We start from the raw sequence: 21,893 nt of genomic DNA on the forward strand, positions 1-21,893 counted from the left end.
ACATACTGAAGGCTATCGTTTTTTATTATGTCAAATAATGGAACGTTAATATTTCGTTAAGGGGAACCTAAAAAAAGGATTTTGCCGAATTACGTTGAAAGTAGTCTACTGATCTTTTTAACACCATTAAAGAAAGTAGGACTTATATGATTGAGTTTCAGCACATTTCCAAAGTGTATCCTAACGGAACGGTAGGACTGAACGATATTAACTTGACGATTCACCCCGGTGAATTTGTGGTTATCGTAGGGCTTTCGGGCGCCGGTAAATCCACCTTGCTTCGTTCCATTAACCGTTTGAATGAGATTACAGACGGTCAGATTCTAATTGATGGTAAATCCATTACTTCTGCAAAAGGTTTGGAACTACGTCGGATGCGTAGAGACATCGGAATGATTTTCCAAAACTTTAATTTAGTCAAGCGTTCTTCTGTCTTGCGTAACGTCTTGTCGGGTCGTGTAGGCTATCATTCGACATTGAAAACACTCCTGGGACTTTTCCCAAAAGAAGATATTGATTTGTGCCTGAATGCACTGGAGAGAGTAAACATTCGCGAAAAGGCTTATTCACGCGCTGATGAATTGTCCGGTGGTCAACAACAACGTGTATCCATCGCCAGAGCGCTTGCTCAAGAGGCCAAAATCATATTGGCAGATGAGCCTGTGGCATCCTTGGATCCATTGACAACGAGACAAGTGATGGATGACTTGAAGCGGATTAACCAAGAGCTAGGCATTACAACGATTGTCAATTTGCACTTTATTGATTTGGCGAGAGAGTATGCAACTCGCATTATCGGTCTACGCGCTGGACAAGTCGTGTTCGACGGCCCAGTTTCTGAAGCGACAGACGCCAAATTCTCAGAAATTTATGGACGTGCCATTCATGAAGACGAGCTTCTGGGAGGGAACGCGTAATGAAGGGAGCCCCTCTTAAGCGTCCCGATCGTACTAAATTCTATTTGAACATGACGATAGTCGTTCTGCTGCTCGCTTGGAGCGCTTACAAGACAGACGCAAGCTTGATCAATTTGATCACGAATTCAGATCAAATGTTCCAAATTGTGTGGGAGATGCTCCCGCCCAACCTTAGCTACATGTCAACCATTTGGGAACCGATTCTGGAAACGATTCAAATGGCGATTATTGGTACAACCATTGGGGCGATACTAGCCATTCCAATTGCTTTTTTTGCCTCTCAAAATGTGTCGAAATATCCAGTCCTCTATTATCCGGCTCGATTCATATTGAACTTGTTCAGAGCGATTCCTGAGTTGCTCTATGCAACTTTGTTTGTGACGATCTTCGGTATCGGACCTTTGGCAGGGGTGCTAGCGTTGGTTGTATTCTCTTTTGGTATTGTATCCAAGCTTCTATATGAATCCATTGAAGCTATCGATCCAGGACCGCTAGAGGCGATGACAGCCGTAGGTGCAAATAAATTACAGTGGATACATTACGGTGTTATCCCGCAGGTTACGTCGGCTTTCATCAGTTATTTTCTATATACATTTGAAGTGAATATCAGAGCTTCAGCGATTCTTGGTATGGTGGGAGCAGGGGGCATCGGCTTCTTGCTTGAGAGATCCCTCAATCAGTTCCGCTACGATAATACAGCGATGATTGTCCTCGTAACCTTTATCGTCGTAATGATTATTGATTACGTCAGCAATAAAATTAGGGAGAAATGGCTATGAACCCTGTAAAACCGGCTCGCGAACGAATTCGCTTTTGGCTCATCGCAATCGTTATTGTAATTATTTATGTTTGGTCTATTCAGGGAATTCACTTTTCTTCCATTAAAGAAACAGCTGGTGAATTTACGGTAGCCATCTTTAAAGGCTTGTTTCATCCCGACTGGGGTTATGTATATATGCCTGAGGGAGAGGACTTGCTCCGCGGTATCTTAGACACGCTGGCTATCGCGATTTTAGGAACATTCATTTCAGCAGTCCTATGCGTGCCGTTTGCTTTCTGGGCAGCGACAAATATGAGTGTAAGAAAATGGATTTCTGGCTCGGGTAAGTTTGTACTGACTTTTATCCGAACGTTCCCGGAGCTCGTACTTGCCGTAATGTTCATTAAAGCCGTCGGACCTGGCGCATACGCGGGTGTTCTGGCACTTGGATTGCATTCTATCGGAATGCTGGGGAAGCTGTACTCTGAGGCTATCGAAAACATGGACAAAGGACCTACAGAGGCGCTGGTCGCTTGTGGCGCGAATCGGCTGCAAATGTTATGGTTTGCCGTTATTCCACAAGTACTGCCTGAATTTTTCTCATTCACCTTATATCGCTTCGAAATTAGCGTTCGCTCCGCTGCGATTCTTGGAATCGTTGGAGCAGGGGGGATCGGTACACCGCTCATCTTCGCTCTGGAAGCCCGTTCCTGGCCACGTGTAGGAATCATTATTCTAGGTATCATTGTAACGGTAACCATTATCGATTACATTTCCTCCTACTTGCGTAAAAAGCTCGTTTAAGCGAGCAGCATAAAAGAAGCCATCCTAAGTTGGTGGCTTCTTTTTTTCTTTTCCCCCAAATGTGACTACATTAAGTGCGGGCTAGCCTCTTGGCGAACAGATCAATAGGATTTGAACGTCTATCTTCTGTGCTTTCAGGTTCATGCAGGGTGGATGAGGCGCTGCTCTCCAGCACTTCAATTTCTCTAATACATTCAATGGGAATTAATACATTCTGGATTTTGATGAGCTGGAAGGCTTTGTAATAATTTGAGATTGTACCTACAAGGGTATGTGCCCCGCAAGTAATTTTAACCTGTTCCTTACAAATAATGAGCCATTCAAACATCAAAATTCACCTCTCTACTATACTATGACAAGCAGAAGTGTGTATTCGTCACATGAGGGCGAAAAATAATTTTCATAAATACAAAAAAGCGTACCTTTTGGTCACGAAAGACCTGGAGGTACGCTCTTTTTATAATGAAAATTATTATTTCTTCTCGCCTGCTACTGCTTTGCCATATTCACGAACGATATCGAATTTCTTGTCATCGGATACTACGTAACCTTGGTGAGAGTAAACTTCTTGAATGATTTTTTTGCCTTCTTCGTTCTTACCGATTGCGATGAATGCATCTTGAAGTTTCTTAACCCACTCAGCGCTCATGTCGGAACGAACGGAGATCGTATCATTAGGAATAGGTTGTGTATAAAGAACAACTTTGGTTTTGTCGAAAATGTCTGGCTTGTCTTTTTTCACAGTATTACGAGCATCTTCAAAGATCGCTGCTGCATCTGTGTCACCGTTCAGAACGGAAAGAACGCCTTTATCGTGGCCTTTAACTGTGATGCCTTTTACGTCTTTCTCAGGATCTACGCCAGCTTTTTTGACTTCAGCTGCTGGCCATACATAACCTGCGGAAGAAGTAACGTCCTGCCAAGCAATAGTTTTGCCTTTCAGGTCTTTAACATCTTTAATCGGTGAATCTGCTTTTGTAATGATCATTGCGCGGTAGAAGTCAACGAGATCCTTTGTGTTACCGCCTGTTTTTGGGTCTACACCAAAGCGTTGTGCTTGAAGAATAACTTCAGCTGCGCCTTTTTCTTTGGCTTGTACGTATGCGGTAGGAGGCAAGAAGCCTACGTCTACTTGTTTGGATGCCATAGCTTCTACGATTGTGTTGTAGTTAGTAGATACACTAACTTTTACAGGAATTTTCAATTGATCAGTCAAAAGTTTCTCAAGCGGTTTTGCTTTTGCTTCCAGCGTTTCAGCACTTTGGGATGGCACGAATTGAACTTTTAGTTCTTTTGGCGCATAATTTTTAGCGGATGTTTCTTTTTTTGCACACCCAGCTGCTAAACCAGCTACCACCACTAAAGACAAACTAATTGCTGCAAACTTTTTAATCATGTTTTGACCTCCGTTTAATTATTTACAATGACACAAGAAGTAATATAACATTAACACAGTAGTTATGGAAGATGGTGTAAAGTATTTGTTAATGTGACAGAATCCCTGTGAATTGTTACAAAATAATGGCATTTAGGAGTGAAAAAATGGTCGGAAAACAGAGCTCTGAGACATGTGTAATTACAATATTAGAAACGAGTGATCTGCATGGCAGCATGCTGCCCATCCACTATGCAAATAATAAGTCTAACGACGTAGGTCTGTCGAAAATTGCGACATTAATTGCTGACGAACGCAGGAAAGAACAAAATGTGATTTATATTGATAACGGTGATCTCATTCAAGGAACTCCGCTTGCTTATCATCATGCAAGATTGGACAATACGCCGATAGACCCCATGGTGTTGGGCCTTAATTACTTGCAAGCTGACGCAGCGGTTCTTGGCAATCATGAATTTAATTATGGGCTTGATGTATTAGGGAAAGCAGTGAAAGAATCACACTTTCCATGGTTGTGCGCAACCGTTGTGGATGCGGCAAGCGGAGAACCTTTTCTAGGAAAGCCTTATTTGATCAAAGAACTGCCCAATGGCGTCAAAATAGGAATTTTAGGTCTGACAACGCCTTATATTCCAAATTGGGAAAATCCGAATCATATTCAAGGGCTGCGATTTGAAGATGCGGTACAAACGGCAACGAAGTGGGTTCCTATAATGAAGGAGCAAGAACATGCGGATGTGGTTATCGTTTCCTATCACGGAGGGTTTGAAAGAGATCCTGGGACAGGCGCACCAACCGAACCGCTAACAGGCGAAAATCAAGGGTATCGGCTGTGCACAGAAGTGGAAGGAATCGATGTTTTGCTTACGGGACACCAACACCGGAGTATCGCTGATATCGAGATCAATGGCGTTGTGATTGTACAGCCGGGAAGCTTGGGCGCCACACTTGGCAAAGTCCAGGTGGAACTGGTCCAAAGCGATGGAAAGTGGCTGCTTAATGCTAAGAAGTCCGAATTGATTTCAGTCGTGGGTGTCGATGCGGATCCGAAGCTGGTTGAGCTTGTTAGTGAGTACGAGGCAAAGACGCAGAAGTGGCTCGATCAACCGATTGGCAAGCTAACAGGCGATATGCTGGTTAAGGACCCGATGCAAATTCGTTTGAAAGATAGTGCACTCATAGAATTCATTAATAAGGTTCAGATGGAGTTATCTGGCGCGACTATTTCCAATACAGCTCTGTTTGATAACATATCGCCTGGCTTTCCCGCGGATATCACGATGAGAGATATCGTATCTAACTATATTTATCCGAACACACTGAAGGTAATTCGCATTACAGGACAAGACATCAAAGATGCATTAGAGCAATCGGCGGAGTACTTTGAACTTGCACCGGATGGGGCGATCCAGGTAAGCGCCAAATTCCGAGACCCGAAGCCTCAGCACTATAACTATGATATGTGGGAAGGGATTTCTTATAAAATCAATCTATCCCGTCCTGTTGGCACTCGCGTTATCGAGCTTGATTATGCTGGTAAACCGCTTGATTTATCCGCTTCGTTTGAGGTGGTCATGAACAACTACCGCGCCGGTGGCGGCGGAAACTATGCCATGTTCCAGGACAAGCCTGTTGTTAAAGATATTCCGACAGATGTAGCTGAGCTTCTTGCAAGCTATATCATGGAAAGAGGCACGATTGAAGCAACGATCAATAACAATTGGGAAGTCATCTGGGATTAAACAGCCAAAGCCACTTACAAGCTTGGAGCATCTGCTCTTGCTTGTAAGCGGCTTTTTGGCATGGTGCTTACTCGTTCTCACGAATGTATGCTCGATCGCCAGATCGAGGGTTGTAGTATACTCTGTAGGTTAATCCGTCCTTGGGATCAATAAATACTTCAGCGGTCCACACGAAGCCATGAGATGGCTTATTCGAATGCGCCGTTTCCTTGCTTTGGTATCGTTTATCATAGACGAACCAGCCAAGAAGAAGTAGAACAATAAAGCCGATGAACCATAATCCATACATAAGAACAAGTGGGGCGAGGCTGTTCATAACCTACGCGTGCGAACGGCTGTTCCGTAAGCGACGATCTCACTCATATTCTGGCCGATATCGCCACTGTCAAAACGCATCATAACAATAGCGTCGGCACCCATGGCCGCTGCATTTTTGACCATCCGATCCATGGCTTGACGACGTCCGTCCTCAACCATCTGAGTGTACTGAGTCACCTCTCCGCCTACAAGACCTTTGAGAGAAGCCAGAATATCTCCGCCAATGCCTCTAGCGCGAACAACGACTCCGAATGCGCTTCCGAGCACCTCAGTTACCTCATAACCCGCAATGCCTTCTGTTGTAGCTACAATCATGATTAAATCGCTCCTTTTTAATAAAAAAATAGTCTATGCTCCATGGCTAGGGGATTAGATAGTATTAACTTAGTACGAATGAAAAAGCAGGGGGTTCCAAGAATGAACATGATTGAATTATGGCCTGAAGCATCCAATTGCATTCATGGCGACGGGAAGCACACCGTGGAGTTCGCGCGCGATATCCGCGCGCTGCTTGGCGCCAGTGGTGTGGTCATCAAGCGTTGGACGAGAAGTGAAGATTCTAAGACCTGCCAAGGATAGTCCAGGAAGATGACGACGACTGGCCCCCAAAATCACTTACTCTTAGTCCTTTCTCTTTAGGAGAGAATCAATATAACCATTCTTTCACTTGAGGAAGGATTGGAAATATGAGTAAATAGAGATGTAGCCGGCCGGCTTATTCCTGAGGAAAGGAGTGATCAAAGTGATTACAACAACAACAGAGGTGGTCTCTGCGTAAGCGGAGGCAATCGTTTTACGGAGGCCGAAAGGCCTCCCAATAATTTTTACATAACGAGTAGACAGCAAGAAGCTTTTTACATATAATGAGAATTATGAACCATCATGAACACCAACCAATACAAAGTGAAGGGAGTGTATTTCAATGAACAAGATGAACACAATGACAGTAGCGATGATTGCGGCAGCCGCAGAGGTACTCGTCTCCTAACTGAATATCATTCGTGGAATAACCGTTCACCTGAATTTTGTATAATTGCATATACAACCGGCAGGCACGATTATGATCGTGTTTTTTTTATTCCATTTTTTGAGAATGGTAGGAGGTTTAGGGGCGATGAAGATACTCTCTGCAAATCAGACAAAGTTTACTTTGATCTACACATTTGAGGAGGTTCTCATCCATGAGTTACAAGAACGGGAAGGACGTTCTTCCCCCAAACCTATTAAAACAATTACAAGAATATATCCAAGGTGAAATTGTATATATCCCTAAGAAAGAGCAGAAACGCGCAGGATGGGGAGAAAACAACGGAACTCGAGTTATTATTGAGCGTAGAAATCGTGAAATTTTTCGTTTGTATCAGAATGGTTCCACAGTGATGGAACTGATCAAAGTCTTTCATCTTTCTGAAGACAGCATTCGCAAAATTATCGTGAAAACTCGCGAACTAACTGCAAATCAAGCGTAGAAACAGCGACCATAGGGTTGCTGTTTTTTTTTATGTTCAAATATCGAAATATCTAGTTCATATAGCTTTTTAACCTAACATATTTTCGTGCGTCGTACATGACATGTTATAATGAAACCTGACTAACAGCAGGAGTTGATTGTATGGGGCTCGGGAAGATCTATCGGAACTACTTAAAAAATAATTTGTTTATGAGGCTGCTACTTCTGTTCTCTCTAATTACGGTGATCACAATTATTTCGTTCTCCTATTTCATGTATCACTCCATGTCACAAGCTGCGCTCAATCGAGAACTGGATACACAGAAGAAAGCAATGGCTAACGTAACTAATTATTTGGGCGATAAATATGAAGCGGCGCAATCGATTCTGTTCGGCTTATATCGGGATAGCTCGCTGTCTGCGGGAGTGTCCTTTATGCTTCAGCATCCCTTCCAGGAGTATGTGCAGCATGGTCTCGAACAGTATAATTTAGGCGGAAACAGCACGTGGAAGGATGGCTTGCAATATTTCAAAAATCGTTTGGAAGACGATGGAGATATTCGCAATTTGATGCTGTACAGCGTAGATCAACAGGTTTTGTATGTGTTAAGTCAAGATCGGCAGCTAAGGATAGCCTCTGCCAACGCGGCGCATTCTTACATTCCTGAAGCAATGGCGTTGGATAATAAGAGTGTGTCGTTGCCGAATGTTTGGCTGCGAGAAGCCGCCAACCAGTGGGATAATCATTTGTATTCGATACGTTCGCCTATTAACGATAAACAAACCTTAAAAAATATAGGTCAACAGGTTGTATATTTTAGCTCCGATGGCATTTGGAAAGTATTATCCGCAGATAAGAAGGATCTGAAAGGGACGATTCTTGTTCTAACTCCTGATGGCGGCGTATTGTTCGATTCCTCTGACCATTTCTATGGGAAGCCTTATCCTTACATGGATCAAGTTAACTCGCTGTATGAGAATAGTGATTACAAGAATGGTGACTATGTGACCAAGTTGACGCAAAATAAAGGGGATTTTATCGTTGTTGGGATAATGCCCAAAGAGGAGCTTGGCGCTTCCTCCCGGCGCATAGGGAGTACCATTTTTATGATTAGCGCGATTTGCATTTTTTTCGCGATACTATTACCTTCACTCGTCATGATGAACGTTGCGAAACGAACGAATTTGATTATTCGCTTTACTCGGAAGGTCAAACAAGGGGATCTGACCGCACGGATTCCAGATATCCGCGAGGACGAACTTGGGCAAATATCCCGCAGCTTTAATGACATGATTGATGAATTGAACCAATACATCGACCGGGTGTATAAGGCGGATATTAAGCAGAAGCATACAGAGTTGTCAGCTCTACAGGCCCGCGTTAACCCTCACTTTTTATACAACACGCTCGAAGTAATCCGCATGCGGGCCATTTCTCAAGGCGCCCATGACGTTGGTGAAATGATTTATAGCTTATCTGCATTATTCCGAAGCTTTGTCCAGCAGAAGAAAATATATACACTGAAGGATGAGCTCGAAGCTTGCCGCTTGTACTTGGAGTTATTCCAGATACGCTATAAGGATAAGTTTACATATTCGATCGAGTGGGATCGGAAGTTGGCTCACATTCGCGTGCTCAAATTGTCGCTGCAGCCGATTATTGAAAATTATATTGTGCATGGCTTACGAAACGATTTCACTGATAATGAGCTTCAAATTCGAGTGAAGCAGGTCGAAAATTTTCTTCATGTTCAAGTGAAGGACAACGGAAAAGGCATTGCAGCTGACCGTTTAATTGTTATGGAGCAATCCTTGCATGCCGAGGAAACTGAAGAGGGATCTTTCGGTCTTCGCAGTATCAATCAACGCCTCAAGCTGCTCTATGGCAGTAAGTACGGGATTAAGCTGCATAGTGAACCTGGGGTAGGAACCACGGTGGACGTGTGGCTGCCAATGGACGATGGGAGAGGGGTTTACGATGTTTAGGGTCTTTATTGTTGATGACGAGCCTTTTATTCTAGAAGGACTCTATGACATAATCGATTGGGCCGAAGTGGGGCTTGAAATTGTTGGACAAGCCAGCGATGGACAGAAGGCGTTGGAAGCCTTACAAGAAACATCAGTGGATATTTTAATGACGGATATATCCATGCCAGTGATGAATGGTCTAGATTTGATTCGAGAAGCTAGAAAGGTTCACCCTGATTTAAAAGTGATTGTCCTGAGCGGATTCGATGAGTTCTCTTATTTAAAAGAAGGCATGATGCTCGGGATCGAAAATTACTTATTGAAGCCAATTAATATTAAGGAACTTAAAGCAACGCTTCACAATACGATTAAGAAGCTCAATACGTTCAAAGAAACTAGTTTAGCTCAGGCTTTCAATAAGCAAGTTTTGAAGGATAACACGCTGCATCGCTGGTTAACTCATCAAATTGCGCCATTGGAATTTTACGAGCGGGTGGATCTGCTGGGTATCGATCTCGACCGCGCCTTTATGGCGGCTTCTGTGTTAAGGAGTGAGTCCGATACTGCGGAGATATTCGAGCACATTTCAGCTCAGGTGGAGCCGTACGACTGGATTACCTCATTTTGTGATATGGATGGGGACGTCATCGTCCTTGCTGCGATGGATGAGGTCGAGCATGGTAAAATGGAACTGATTCGTTTGTTTCAGGAGCTACAGGTCGGCATGCAGGATCAGCCTCTCCGTATTTCAATCGGCAATGTGGAGCATCTTCCCGAGCAGGCTGGACAAAGCTATGCAAGCGCTAAGAAAGTACAAGAATATTTCTGGATTTATCCGGAGCTGCAATTGATAGATGCTAGTGAGCTTGCTTTTAGTCAGGGCAATCAAAAAGTGGATTTCTCCATGATTGAGTGGGCTATCTATGCCAAACTCATTGTTGCCAGGGATCAAGAGAACTTGCGCCAACAGATTCAGGGGGATTTCAAACGGATTCAGGGACTGGCGGGAATTACGCCCCAGGATTTTCGGGATATTGCGTTCGAGATGGTGATCCGTTTTAAAATGGAGTTAAAAGCGATACGCCATACTGAGGAAAACGACGTATATAATGAAGCCTTTCAGCAAATAAGGCGCGCTGAGACGATAGAAAATCTAGAAGCTGCGATCCAAAAGATGGCAGACACTACGATTGGATTTTTAATTTCAGATGTTCGAAGTCCGATTGTTCAACAGGTGTTGAAATATATTCATCAAAGCTATGCGGAGGAGCTATCCCTTAAAATGCTCGGAGCGCACTATCATATTCATCCCGTCTATTTAGGGCAGTTGTTCCACAAGGAAATAAATGAATCGTTTACGGAGTACATCAACAGGTACCGAATCGAGAAGGCGAAAGAGCTGCTCAAAACGACACATTCGAAGGTGCATGTCATCGCCAGAGAAGTCGGATATTGGGAAGCCGGGTATTTTTATAAACAATTCAAAAAATATGTGGGGATCTCCCCGTTGGATTATCGAGGACTGCTCTAGGGAAAACTGGAGAGCTAGTCCTTTTTTGTATCGTTTTTATGAATGATAGCGTTTTTTTCTTTGATTTTTACAGCGTACATTTAATTTATCGTCTATTTGTAAATGCTTTCATGCGGTACTGTAAGGATAGCCCTTAGGGCAGAAACAATAGAGCAATCAACACAGGGAGGTATTACTATGAGTAAGGCAACCAAAAATTTTGTTAGAACACTTACACCCGTGCTTGCAGTTTCCATGCTGCTTAGTGCATGTGGCGGTAGCAAAGAAACCAGCGATGCTAAAGGAGCGGGAACGTCGGCTAAGCCAGTAGAGTTAATCTGGTACACAATCGGAACTCCACAAAAAGACGTTGATCGCGTAATGGCGGAAGTTAGTAAATACACAGCAGAAAAAATCGGTGTAACCGTAAAAATGAATATGACGGACTGGGGCGACTATCCGCAAAAAATGCAGGTTATGACGGCTTCAGGAACTCCAATGGACATTATGTTCACCTCATCATGGGCTTTTGATTATGTACAAAATGCTCGTAAAGGCGCATTCAAGCCAATTGACGAACTTCTCCAAAAAAATGGACAAGGCATCGTGAAAGCACTGGATCCTGCATTCTTGAACGGTTCCAAAGTCGATGGTCATAACTATGGCGTGCCCGCGAACAAAGAGCTTCCAGCTCAGGACGTATGGCGCTTTAACAAAAATTTAGTCGATAAGTATAACTTGAACTTGGATAACGTAAAATCGATCGAAAGCTTGGAGCCTTTGCTTAAAACGATCAAAGAAAAAGAACCGAACATTTACGGATTAGCTGTGGACAAAACCTATATGCCGTTTGTTCCTTATGACTACATCATCGAAAAAATGCCGATGGCTGTGAAAATAGAAAACACAGATTATAAAGTGGTTAACATTTTGGATACGCCTGAAATGAAGCAATCGCTTAAAACAATGAATAAATATTACAAAGCTGGTTACATCCCAACAGAAGCATCAACACTTACTTCTTTAAATGATGTACAAGTGACTGGCAAATGGTTCTCTGACAAAGCGACGAACCAACCATTCGCGGATAACCTTTGGTCTGCTAGCTATGGCTACCCGGTTGTTTCCAAACAAGCAAGTCCAGCTTATATTTACAACTGGTCCGTCATGGGCTCTATGCAAGCGATTTCGGCGAACTCCAAGTATCCAGAGAAAGCTATGGAATTCTTGAACCTGCTGAATACAGATCCAGTGCTTAGAAATATGGTCGATTCCGGTATTGAAGGCGTTCACTTCAAAAAAGTAGACAACGACAAAATGGAAAACCTGCCAGAGTCCAAAAACTATGATATGCCAACCTTCTCATTGGGTAACGTCTTGCTTACGTACAAAGATAAAAAAGATCCAGAAAACAAATGGGAAGAGTTCAAAAAGTTTAACGATACTGGTGTAGCTGCACCTCTTCTTGGCTTCAACTTCGATCCTTCCAAAGTGATCAATGAGATCGCGGCGGTTCAAAACGTGAAAGAAGAATTCTGGGCTACCTTGATGACAGGAACGGTTGATCCTGACAAATACATTCCTTTAGCGAATGATAAGTTTAAAGCAGCTGGACTGGATAAAATCATGGCTGAAGCACAAAGTCAGGTTGATGCATGGAAAGCAGCAAATAAGAAATAAATCAAGTTTTGGATTAGGCGAATGTTGAACATTCGTCTGATCCTTTTAATCTTATCGTGAGGGGTGACTTTATGAATCGGATAGGAGCATTTTTTAAAGATGTCAAACAAAGTAGAGTGCTGCTGCTCATGGCATTGCCAGCAACGCTTTGGTTTCTGTTCTTCTCTTATTTGCCGATGGCCGGCATGGTGATCGCATTTAAGCAATACCGATACAGCCGAGATGGATTCTGGGCAAGTATTATAGAAAGTAAGTGGGTAGGGCTTAAAAACTTCCAATTCCTATTCAGTACCAATGATGCTTATATCATTACCCGGAACACAATCCTTTACAATATTGTGTTCATTATTGCTGGGCTTGTGCTTTCAGTAGGCTTAGCTATTGTGCTTTCTGAGATTGCCAATAAGAAGCTGGCGAAGGTATACCAAACGGGAATGTTCCTGCCTTATTTCTTATCTTGGGTTATCGTTGGTTACTTCGTGTTCAGTTTCCTAAGCTTCGATAAAGGGATGCTCAATCATATTTTTGCATGGTTTGGCGTCGATGCAGTCCAGTGGTACAACGACAAGACGTATTGGCCACTTATTATTATTCTTGTTTACTTATGGAAGTCGGTCGGATATAGCAGCGTCATTTATTTGGCTGCGATCATGGGGATTGATAAATCGCTTTATGAAGCTGCGATGATTGATGGCGCGAGTAAATGGCAGCAAATTAGGCATATCACCTTCCCAATGTTGAAACCGCTGATGACGATTCTGACGCTATTAGCTATTGGGCGCATTTTCTATGCGGATTTCGGATTGTTCTTGCAGGTACCTAGAGACTCAGGAACCCTGTACTCTGTAACGAATGTTATTGATACGTATGTATATCGTGGGCTTAAATCCACTGGGGAGATTGGTATGAGTACGGCAGCTGGTTTATATCAATCGGTTATTGGCTTTATTCTTGTCATCACTTCGAATTATATTGTAAGAAAATTCGATAAAGACAATGCGTTGTTCTAAATTCTTCGATTGAAAGGAGGAAATTATCGTGTCTGTATTTGCAAAATCGATTAAAAGTCGTGATTTTCATAAATTGCCACCCGTGTTGAATGTGCTTTTTAATCTAGTTGCTGCGCTTTTCGCGTTGGCGTGTGTGTTTCCTTTTCTATTTGTGACGATCATTTCGTTTACAGATGAAAAAACTTTGAGTACGAACGGTTATCGGATCTTCCCTGAGAAGTGGAGTCTGGAAGCCTACAGATATTTGTTTAAAGCAGGGGATCAGCTTCTTCTCTCTTACGGTGTAACCATTCTCGTGACGGTGGTCGGTACGATCGTAAGCTTACTTTTGACCGCTACATTTGCGTATGCAATTTCAAGAAAAAGTTTTAAATTTCGCAATTTTTTTGGTTTCTTCGCTTTTTTCACGATGCTGTTCAATGGTGGTCTTGTGCCAACCTATATCGTCGTTACCCAATTGATGGGACTTAAAGATTCGCTTTGGGCTTTGGTTTTACCTTTAGCGGGAAATGCTTTTTACATTATGATTATGCGTACTTTCTTCAGTACGTCTGTTCCTGACGCGATTATTGAATCGGGGAAAATCGACGGAGCCGGCGAATTTGGGATTTTCATAAAATTGGTGCTGCCGCTTTCTCTTCCAGGGCTAGCAACAATAGGTTTGTTTAGTACTTTAGGTTATTGGAACGACTGGTTTAATGCACTGCTTTACATTGATACGCCAAATCTCGTGCCGCTGCAGTCGATGCTGATGAGAATTGAGAACAGTATGCAGTTCCTGCTTCAGAACACAAGCAATCCGTCCATTGGTATTCGCTTGCTGGAATCACTGCCTCAAGATACGTCGCGGATGGCGATGGTTGTTCTAGCTACTGGACCGATAATTTTTGCTTATCCATTTTTCCAACGTTACTTTATTCAAGGTTTGACAATTGGAGCTGTGAAAGAGTAGTTCATTAGACATTCATTAATTAAATAGACTTGGAGGACTTACCATGGAACAATTCAGACTGCCGAAAATTCCGATGCCGAAGCTAGAGCTGCCAAAGGCGATTCAAGAAGTATTGGACGAAGCCGAGGAGAAGCTGGCTCATCGCCCGAAGCTTTTACAATTATTTAAAAATTGCTTTCCTAACACCTTAGAAACAACGACCAAACTGATGGAGGATGGAACGACCTTCGTTATTACCGGGGATATTCCTGCGTCATGGCTGCGTGATTCGGTTGAGCAAGTGATGCATTACGTGCCTTTTGCCAAAAATGATTCTGATCTTCAGCGCATTATTAGCGGATTGATTAAACGGCATATTCAATATATTCATATTGATCCTTATGCCAACGCATTTAACGAATCAGCCAACGATTGGCATTGGAACAAAGCAGACCAAACGGATATGTCGCCATGGGTATGGGAGCGGAAGTTTGAGCTTGATTCACTCTGCTTCTCGATGCGCCTCGCATTTGCCTATTGGAAAGAAACGGAGCAAACGGATATTTTCGATGCTGGTTTCAAAGCGGCCATGCGCAAAATTACCGATTTGTTTAAGACAGAGCAGCATCACTTTGAACAATCCCCTTATCGCTTCATCCGGGATAATGGGATTCCTACGGACTCACTGCGCAATAACGGTCTTGGTATGCCAGTGAATTATACAGGAATGGTATGGTCAGGTTTTCGTTCTAGCGATGATGCTTGTGATTTCCATTACAACATTCCGGCAAATATGTTCGCGGTTGTTGCGCTGCGTCATATGCAAGAGTTCGCGGAATGGGTGTTCCGTGATATGGACTTCTTAAAAGAGCTGAAAGATTTGGAAGCTGATATCGATCATGGTATCCAGTTGTACGGCATTTATCGCCATCCGACATTTGGACCGATCTACGCATACGAAACAGACGGCTTCGGCAACTACTGCCTCATGGATGATGCAGGTACGCCAGGAATCATGTCTATTCCTTACCTAGGTTATGTGTCTGCTGACGATCCAATCTACCAGAACACAAGACGCTTTGCGCTAAGCAAAGAAAATCCGTTCTATTTTGAAGGCAAGGTTGCAAAGGGGATCGGAAGCCCGCATACGCCAAACGATTTTATTTGGCATATGGCTTTGTCGATGCAAGGATTGACGGCTTCTACAGCTGAAGAGAAGCTAGCGATGATCGCCATGCTGGAAGCGACCGATGCAGACACCGGATACATGCATGAAGGTTTTCATGTCGACGATCCATCCATTTTTACAAGAAAATGGTTCGCTTGGTCGAATAGCTTGTTTTCTCAGCTCGTGTATAAGGCGATGAAGGAAGGGTTGCTATGAGTCGCCCGATCCTTATTTTCTATGATCCATCCTTTCCAAGCAGCATGGCAGTTGAAGCGCCTAGCGACATATTAGCAAAGGATGGGATCGTCGTAGACGCTGACGGGCTAGGCGAGGCGCTGCGAACGGCCGAGGGCGGATGCTTCGTTAATCTGCATGCTCCTTATTTTCCGAAGTCGGTATGGCCGGAAATCCTTGCGTTTTTGAAGCGAGGCGGCGGGCTGCTGAGCATCGGCGGCGCAGCTTTCAAGCGTCCCGTGCGAAGCGAAGCGGACGGTTGGCATGTGGAAGCCGAGCAAACGGCCTATCATCAGGAATTGCACATTCATGAAATGCTTCATGTCGAAGCTGCTCCGATTCGCACGTACAAAGCCCTAGAGACCATCCCACTGCTTAATGGGTATGAATCGTTGTTCCCGATTGCAGATACATGGAACCTAGTGCCTCATACGACTCGCAATAGTGATTTGCCTCATCAAATGGGTGCAGCAGGCACGATGAGCACGCAAATTCATCCGCTGCTGAAGGGAATAAGTGCGGATGGCCGTGAGGTCGCTGCGCCAGTTGTCCTTTGGGAAAATTCCCGAGGCGCGTTCGTTGGTTCTCGTTGGATATTTGTAAATGTCTCCTTGCATGCATCATTTTGGCAGGATGGAGGAGCTCAGGCCTTACTTGAGTGGGCGGCATTTTGCGCCAAAGGGGTTACTGAGCTTTGGATCAAGCCCAATTATGCAAGCTACGAGGCGGGCGAACACGCCGTATTAACGCTCCAGACCCAAGTAATGGAACAGAGCGGAGATTCTGCATTATGGACATTCGATCTTACAGTCGAACATGTGGATGGCGTGCAGACGGCATGGACGCATCGTTTGAAGGCTGAAGTAAATAAAGAGTTTAATGTGCTGCGTATTCATGTACCTGAAGCTATTCAAAGCGGCTTGTACCGTGTGACCTGTAAGGCGGAAGCGGAAGATGGAGAGATTCGCGTACTCCGTCAGGGCTTTTGGGGACACGACCCTATTTTGCTAGCACAGGGCAATCCAATTACATGTGGCCGAGATTACTTCATCAAGGATGAACGCCCGCTTCCCGTTGTTGGGATGACGTACATGACCTCTGATGTAGCTCGCAAATTTTTGTTCTTACCTAATGCTGACGTCTGGGATCGAGATATGGCCCAAATGGCTAAAGCAGGTATTAACTGGATTCGAACTGGTATTTGGACAGCATACCGTAACGTCATGCAGGTAGATGGGCATGCTTCGGAAGAAGTCATGAGAGCCATTGATGCCTTCTTTTTAACAGCTAAGAAGCATAATTTGCAGGTGACTTTCACCTTTTTCTCCTTTACACCGGAGACTTGGGAGGGAGTTAATCCCTATTTGGATCCACAAAGCGTAGAGGCGCAAAAGCGGTTTATCCGCTCAATCGTGTCGCGTCATCGCACGACGACGCATGTGGATTGGGATTTAATTAATGAACCATCGATGTTTGATCCTGCGCAAATTTTTTCTGACGGCCCCCGCTCTTGTAAGGATGCCTTCGAACAAAAGGCATTTGTGGAGTGGCTTGAACAGCGTCACGGCAGCATTGAACTCCTACAGGAGCGATGGAATATGTCGCCAGAGCAGCTTCCTAGTTTCGCGGCGGCGACCATTCCTGAAGCGGGAGAAATTAACTTTGACGTACAGGATATGCATCGGGCGAAGAAAGGAACACGCTGGCTGGACTATTGTTTATTCGCAATGGATATGCATAACCGCTGGGCCAAAGAGCTTTATGATACGATTAAGGAGCTTTGCCCGGAGCATCTCGTTGTGGTTGGACAGGATGAAGCGCTTGGCGCGCAGCGGCCTTCTCCATTCTTTTATCAGGAAGCGGTTGATTATACAACCGTTCATTCTTGGTGGCTGAACGATAACCTTGTTTGGGACGGCATTTTTGCCAAAACGCACAATAAACCTAATGTGATTCAAGAAACAGGCATCATGTATGTGGAGACGCCAGATGGACGCGCCAAGCGTTCGGAGCATGAGCTGCGCAGCATGTTGGAGCGTAAATATGCGTATGCCTTTTCAACGGGTGGCGCTGGGGCTGTTCACTGGATTTGGAACACGAACTTCTATATGGACAATGCCAACGAATCGCATATCGGTGCACTTCGTGCTGATGGCACAGAGAAACCGGAGGCAGATGTGTCTTATGCGTTCGGACAATTTATGGGAGAAATCAGAGATTTGTTCCAGGAACGCGAGCTGGAAGATATCGTGGCGATCTTCCCTTATTCGAATGATCTGTCCAATCGGAAATTAGCTTTCGATGCAACGACTCGCTTGACTAGAGTATTAGCTTACGAAATGAATATGCCGTTCCGCGGGGCATCGGAATATCACTTGGATGTACTAGAGGATCAACCGCCGAAGCTGATTGTGCTTCCAAGCGCGCATAACATCGATGAACAAGCTTGGAATAAGCTTGTGGATATCGTGAAGCACACGGGGGCCATCTTGCTCGCAACAGGGCCGATCAGCCTGGATGCGTATTGGAAGCAAACGCCGCGTTTAACCAATGAGCTGGGAATAAGTGAACTTCAGAATGTGCGTCGCGAGGAGCTTCTTCATCTGCAAGGAACTGAGCTGCCCGTGTCATTCGGTCAACGCCGCATTGCCCAAGTGGTCAAAGAGGTGAGGACGGGAAGTGAGGGCGCCTCTTCAGAAGCAGTTACAAGAGGCGATGCTGTTGTTGATGTAGCTCTTGGTAAAGGCAGGCTCATTTGGAGTCCACTACCGCTGGAGTTAAACGAACGGACAGATACGATGATGGAGCTTTATCGTTACGCTATCCAAGAGGCTGGCTGTCAAAGTGGGCTGCACTGGATTCAAGGCGGCGATATTGCAGGTGTATATGGAAGAAAACTACGCTTTAAGAGCGGTTTTTTATATGTGTTCGTTTCTGAATTTGCTTGGAATGTGAAGGTGGAAGTGAAAGATACAGACAGTGATGCCACGTACGCTTTCACGTTAGAGAAGGAGCGGTCTGTGCTCTTTGCAGCAGACTTAGAAGGAAAGCTCCTCTCTGTTTACCGTCCGCATGAAGTTCATATTGAGAGGAGTTAGGCGATGAATACGAAGAGAACAGCGCATATTATTTCCCACACGCACTGGGATCGAGAATGGTACTTACCCTATGAGAAGCATCATGTTCGTCTCGTGAAGTTGGTGGACACCTTACTGGATAAGCTGGATAATGACCCGAATTATCGCAGCTTCTATTTGGACGGGCAAACGATCATTCTAGAGGACTACCTGCAAGTTAGGCCGGACCAAAAAGATAAACTGGAAAAATATATCCAGGATGGACGTATTTTGATTGGTCCTTGGTACATTTTGCAGGATGCGTTTCTAACTAGCGGTGAAGCTAATGTGCGTAACATGCAGATCGGGCATCAAGATGCGAGAAAGTACGGGGCTATTGCGAAGGTCGGCTATTTCCCTGATACGTTTGGTCTTGTAGGGCAAACGCCGCAATTGATGCAGCAATCAGGCATTACGAATGCCTTATTTGGTCGGGGCGTCAAGCCAACAGGCTTTAATAATACAGTTTCTGATGGCGATTATGAATCCTCCTTTTCCGAGCTTCTATGGGAAGGACCAGATGGTTCTCAAGTCCTTGGGGTTCTTTTTGCGAATTGGTATTCGAACGGAAATGAGATTCCTGTGAATCCAGAAGAAGCAAAGGCTTACTGGGAACGCAAGCTGGCGGATGCAGAGAAATACGCATCGACGGGTGAACTGCTGTTCATGAATGGATGCGATCATCAACCGATTCAGGTTGATTTACCAGAAGCGATTCAAGTCGCTCGCGAGCTTTATCCGGATACGACCTTTATCCATTCCAATTTTAACGATTACTTGCAGGCCTTGTGGCGTACATTAGGACACGAACTTTCTACGGTAAAAGGCGAGCTTCGCAGTCAACGCACCGACGGATGGTCAACGCTTGTGAACACGGCGTCTGCGCGCGTTTATTTGAAGCAAATGAACCAGCTTGGACAAGCGATGCTGGAAAAAGTGGCCGAACCGCTAGCAGCGATTGCGCATGTTCTTGAAGTTGGAGAAAAATACCCGCATCATTTGTTTACTTACGCTTGGAAAACATTGATGCAGAACCATCCGCATGACAGTATTTGCGGCTGTAGCGTGGATGAAGTGCACCGGGAAATGGTGACGCGCTTTGAGAAAAGCAGACATGTCGCCGAAGCAATTGTCGATGATAGCAAAGCTGCGATTGCGGAAGCGATCGATACGTCGAGCTTATCTGAAGCAGGCAAGGACGCGCTGCCTGTGGTCGTCTTTAATACTACGGGCTGGGAGCGTTCTGGTGTTGTTAGTATCGAGGTTGATGCCTTGCGTTTGTATTTCCGTGACGGCTATACGCTAGAAGAAGCGAGTCGTCTTGCGAAAGAAGCGGATCTAACGGGGCGCGTGCTTGTTGACACAGAAGGAGCTGTAGTTTCATGTTCGGTGGAAGATCTCGGACTGCAATTCGGTTATGATTTGCCAGACGATAAGTTCCGTCAGCCGTACATGTGCCGCAAAGTGAAGCTCACCTTCGAAGCGGAGAAGGTTCCTGCGTTAGGATTGAAAACGTATGCGTGGGTTCAAAGCGATTTGATAACGGAGCAAGCTACGCTGCTTACGGGCGAACGTGTTATAGAAAATGATTCTTTAAAAATCGAAATCGTCGATGATGGCTCATTTACCTTAGTCGATAAGAAGAGCGGCCGTATGTACAGCAATTTGGGCGTATATGAGAATACCGGCGATATCGGCAACGAATATATGTACAAACAGCCAGATGGCGAAGCACCACGAACAACGCAAGGAGTACCAGCCCAAATTCGTGTTTTAAAGGATACGCCTTATCAGGCAGCTTTTGAAATCATCCACGATTGGGAAATTCCAGTTTCGGCCGATGAGAAATTGGAGGAAGAGCAGCGCGATTTGGTTTACTTCCCTCACCGGAAAGCACAACGCTCTACTCAGCTCGTGCCTATGAGCATTCGCACAGTTGTTAGCTTAAGCCGCAGTGGCAAAGGCGTGGAGATTGAAGCTTCATTCAATAACAAAGCCAAAGATCATCGTCTTCGGATGTTGTTTCCAACTGATTTGACGACTAGCGTTCATCAGGTGGACTCGATGTTTGAAATTCCACAGCGTGATAATAAACCATCATCCGAATGGGAAAATCCTAGCAATACGCAGCATCAGCAGGCATTCGTAGATGTCAATGAAGGTGGGGCGGGACTACTCGTTACGAACCTTGGTTTGAATGAGTACGAGGTCCTACAAGACGGACGCAATACAATTGCGGTTACCTTGCTTCGAGCTGTTGGCGAGCTTGGAGATTGGGGCTTGTTCCCAACACCAGAAGCGCAATGTTTAGGCGAGCACACCGTTCGCATGGAAGTTATTGCGTATAGCGAGAATGGCATTCAATCCGGCGCTTACTCACGCGCCTACCAATTCCAAATTCCATGGACGTTGTGTCAAACGGGTCTACACACCGGACGTATCTCTCCAGTCTATACACCATTCCAGTGGGAAGGCAGTGATATGGCCTTTTCATCTCTGAAAATGAATGAAGGCACTGGGGATTTACTGCTTCGTTGGTATAACATGAACGCTCAGCCTACGGAGTTGAAACTTCATGCGCACATCCCGTACTACTATTTCTACAAGAGTACGATACTTGAAGAGCATGGAACACGCATCGATGTTGATGCAGAGAGCCAATTGGCTCTGCAGGCAGGACCATGTGAAATTATAACCATCGGAGTTAATCGCTCCCAATAAATGATGCTCATGCCAAGAAACTCTCAAACTGCTCATGCAGGATGAGAGTTTTTTGTGGTTTCATTGGAACTTTGATTTCAATATTTGTTTACGGGGCATTTCTTGCGAGCGCATTCGACGTCTCTCGACAAGATAGTTTCTTGCGTGGTCGCATAATGTTATAATTAA

18 protein-coding genes are annotated in these 21,893 nt (G+C 44.6%); 14 read left to right on the top strand and 4 right to left on the bottom strand.

Features of this window, described 5'->3' with window-relative positions; genetic code table 11:
• The first annotated feature begins 146 nt into the window (after positions 1 to 146).
• The 3 genes from phnC to phnE (GK047_RS19220) are packed head-to-tail and all read left to right on the top strand — an operon-like array spanning position 147 to position 2,481.
• Positions 147 to 917 (top strand): phosphonate ABC transporter ATP-binding protein, encoded by a 771-nt coding sequence (gene phnC / locus GK047_RS19210; protein ID WP_163950415.1) that lies wholly within the window; start codon positions 147 to 149, stop codon positions 915 to 917.
• Entirely contained in the window at positions 917 to 1,696 is a 780-nt protein-coding gene (phnE, locus tag GK047_RS19215) for a phosphonate ABC transporter, permease protein PhnE (RefSeq protein WP_163950418.1), read from the top strand. The genes phnC and phnE (GK047_RS19215) overlap by 1 nt, the downstream gene beginning before the upstream one ends.
• On the top strand, positions 1,693 to 2,481 hold the full coding sequence (gene phnE / locus GK047_RS19220) for a phosphonate ABC transporter, permease protein PhnE (RefSeq protein WP_240344048.1): 789 nt from the start codon (positions 1,693 to 1,695) through the stop codon (positions 2,479 to 2,481). Before phnE (GK047_RS19215) ends, phnE (GK047_RS19220) begins: the two co-directional genes overlap by 4 nt.
• Positions 2,482 to 2,551: 70 nt before the next feature.
• On the opposite strand, the gene GK047_RS19225 is transcribed toward phnE (GK047_RS19220), so the two are convergent.
• Both GK047_RS19225 and GK047_RS19230 read right to left on the bottom strand, forming a co-directional pair.
• Positions 2,552 to 2,809: a hypothetical protein gene (locus GK047_RS19225; RefSeq protein WP_163950424.1), complete on the bottom strand. Its 258-nt coding sequence runs from the start codon at positions 2,807 to 2,809 to the stop codon at positions 2,552 to 2,554.
• 144 nt (positions 2,810 to 2,953) lie between these two features.
• Positions 2,954 to 3,877 carry a phosphate/phosphite/phosphonate ABC transporter substrate-binding protein gene (locus GK047_RS19230; RefSeq protein ID WP_163950426.1) on the bottom strand — a complete coding sequence of 308 codons (924 nt, stop codon included), beginning with the start codon at positions 3,875 to 3,877 and terminating at the stop codon, positions 2,954 to 2,956.
• A gap of 146 nt (positions 3,878 to 4,023) precedes the next feature.
• Here GK047_RS19230 and GK047_RS19235 point away from each other — a divergent pair, with 146 nt between their 5' ends.
• The gene (locus GK047_RS19235) at positions 4,024 to 5,619 is read left to right on the top strand and encodes a bifunctional metallophosphatase/5'-nucleotidase (protein WP_240344049.1); all 1,596 of its coding nucleotides are present in this window, start codon (positions 4,024 to 4,026) and stop codon (positions 5,617 to 5,619) included.
• Between the two features lie 67 nt (positions 5,620 to 5,686).
• Here the strand turns inward: GK047_RS19235 and GK047_RS19240 are convergent, their stop codons facing one another.
• A complete protein-coding gene (locus tag GK047_RS19240; protein WP_163950430.1) occupies positions 5,687 to 5,935 on the bottom strand; it encodes an HD family phosphohydrolase in 249 nt (82 codons plus the stop codon).
• Positions 5,932 to 6,252: a YbjQ family protein gene (locus tag GK047_RS19245; RefSeq protein ID WP_163950432.1), complete on the bottom strand. Its 321-nt coding sequence runs from the start codon at positions 6,250 to 6,252 to the stop codon at positions 5,932 to 5,934. The genes GK047_RS19240 and GK047_RS19245 overlap by 4 nt, the downstream gene beginning before the upstream one ends.
• 42 nt (positions 6,253 to 6,294) lie before the next feature.
• Between GK047_RS19245 and GK047_RS19250 the strand changes: the two genes are divergently transcribed.
• The 10 genes from GK047_RS19250 to GK047_RS19295 all read left to right on the top strand — a co-directional run bounded on the left by GK047_RS19250 (position 6,295) and on the right by GK047_RS19295 (position 21,725).
• The gene (locus tag GK047_RS19250; RefSeq protein WP_163950434.1) at positions 6,295 to 6,516 is read left to right on the top strand and encodes a hypothetical protein; all 222 of its coding nucleotides are present in this window, start codon (positions 6,295 to 6,297) and stop codon (positions 6,514 to 6,516) included.
• Positions 6,517 to 7,118: 602 nt separating this feature from the next.
• Positions 7,119 to 7,406 carry a CD3324 family protein gene (locus tag GK047_RS19255; RefSeq protein WP_163950436.1) on the top strand — a complete coding sequence of 96 codons (288 nt, stop codon included), beginning with the start codon at positions 7,119 to 7,121 and terminating at the stop codon, positions 7,404 to 7,406.
• A 143-nt stretch (positions 7,407 to 7,549) separates the two neighbouring features.
• Positions 7,550 to 9,373: a sensor histidine kinase gene (locus GK047_RS19260; protein ID WP_163950438.1), complete on the top strand. Its 1,824-nt coding sequence runs from the start codon at positions 7,550 to 7,552 to the stop codon at positions 9,371 to 9,373.
• Entirely contained in the window at positions 9,366 to 10,886 is a 1,521-nt protein-coding gene (locus GK047_RS19265; protein WP_163950440.1) for a response regulator transcription factor, read from the top strand. The genes GK047_RS19260 and GK047_RS19265 overlap by 8 nt, the downstream gene beginning before the upstream one ends.
• Before the next feature lie 177 nt (positions 10,887 to 11,063).
• Positions 11,064 to 12,545, top strand: coding sequence for an ABC transporter substrate-binding protein (locus GK047_RS19270; RefSeq protein ID WP_163950442.1), 1,482 nt, complete (start codon positions 11,064 to 11,066; stop codon positions 12,543 to 12,545).
• A 71-nt stretch (positions 12,546 to 12,616) separates the two neighbouring features.
• The gene (locus tag GK047_RS19275) at positions 12,617 to 13,555 is read left to right on the top strand and encodes an ABC transporter permease (RefSeq protein ID WP_163950443.1); all 939 of its coding nucleotides are present in this window, start codon (positions 12,617 to 12,619) and stop codon (positions 13,553 to 13,555) included.
• Between the two features lie 28 nt (positions 13,556 to 13,583).
• Positions 13,584 to 14,507, top strand: a complete 924-nt coding sequence (locus tag GK047_RS19280) for an ABC transporter permease subunit (protein ID WP_163950446.1) — start codon at positions 13,584 to 13,586, stop codon at positions 14,505 to 14,507.
• 43 nt (positions 14,508 to 14,550) lie between these two features.
• On the top strand, positions 14,551 to 15,870 hold the full coding sequence (locus GK047_RS19285; protein ID WP_163950448.1) for a glycoside hydrolase family 125 protein: 1,320 nt from the start codon (positions 14,551 to 14,553) through the stop codon (positions 15,868 to 15,870).
• Positions 15,867 to 18,986, top strand: a complete 3,120-nt coding sequence (locus GK047_RS19290; RefSeq protein ID WP_163950449.1) for a beta-galactosidase — start codon at positions 15,867 to 15,869, stop codon at positions 18,984 to 18,986. The genes GK047_RS19285 and GK047_RS19290 overlap by 4 nt, the downstream gene beginning before the upstream one ends.
• A 3-nt stretch (positions 18,987 to 18,989) precedes the next feature.
• On the top strand, positions 18,990 to 21,725 hold the full coding sequence (locus tag GK047_RS19295; protein WP_163950451.1) for an alpha-mannosidase: 2,736 nt from the start codon (positions 18,990 to 18,992) through the stop codon (positions 21,723 to 21,725).
• The last annotated feature ends 168 nt before the right edge of the window (positions 21,726 to 21,893 follow it).

Origin of the sequence: Paenibacillus sp. SYP-B3998 (genome assembly GCF_010820665.1) — a bacterium.
Classification (GTDB): domain Bacteria; phylum Bacillota; class Bacilli; order Paenibacillales; family NBRC-103111; genus Paenibacillus_E.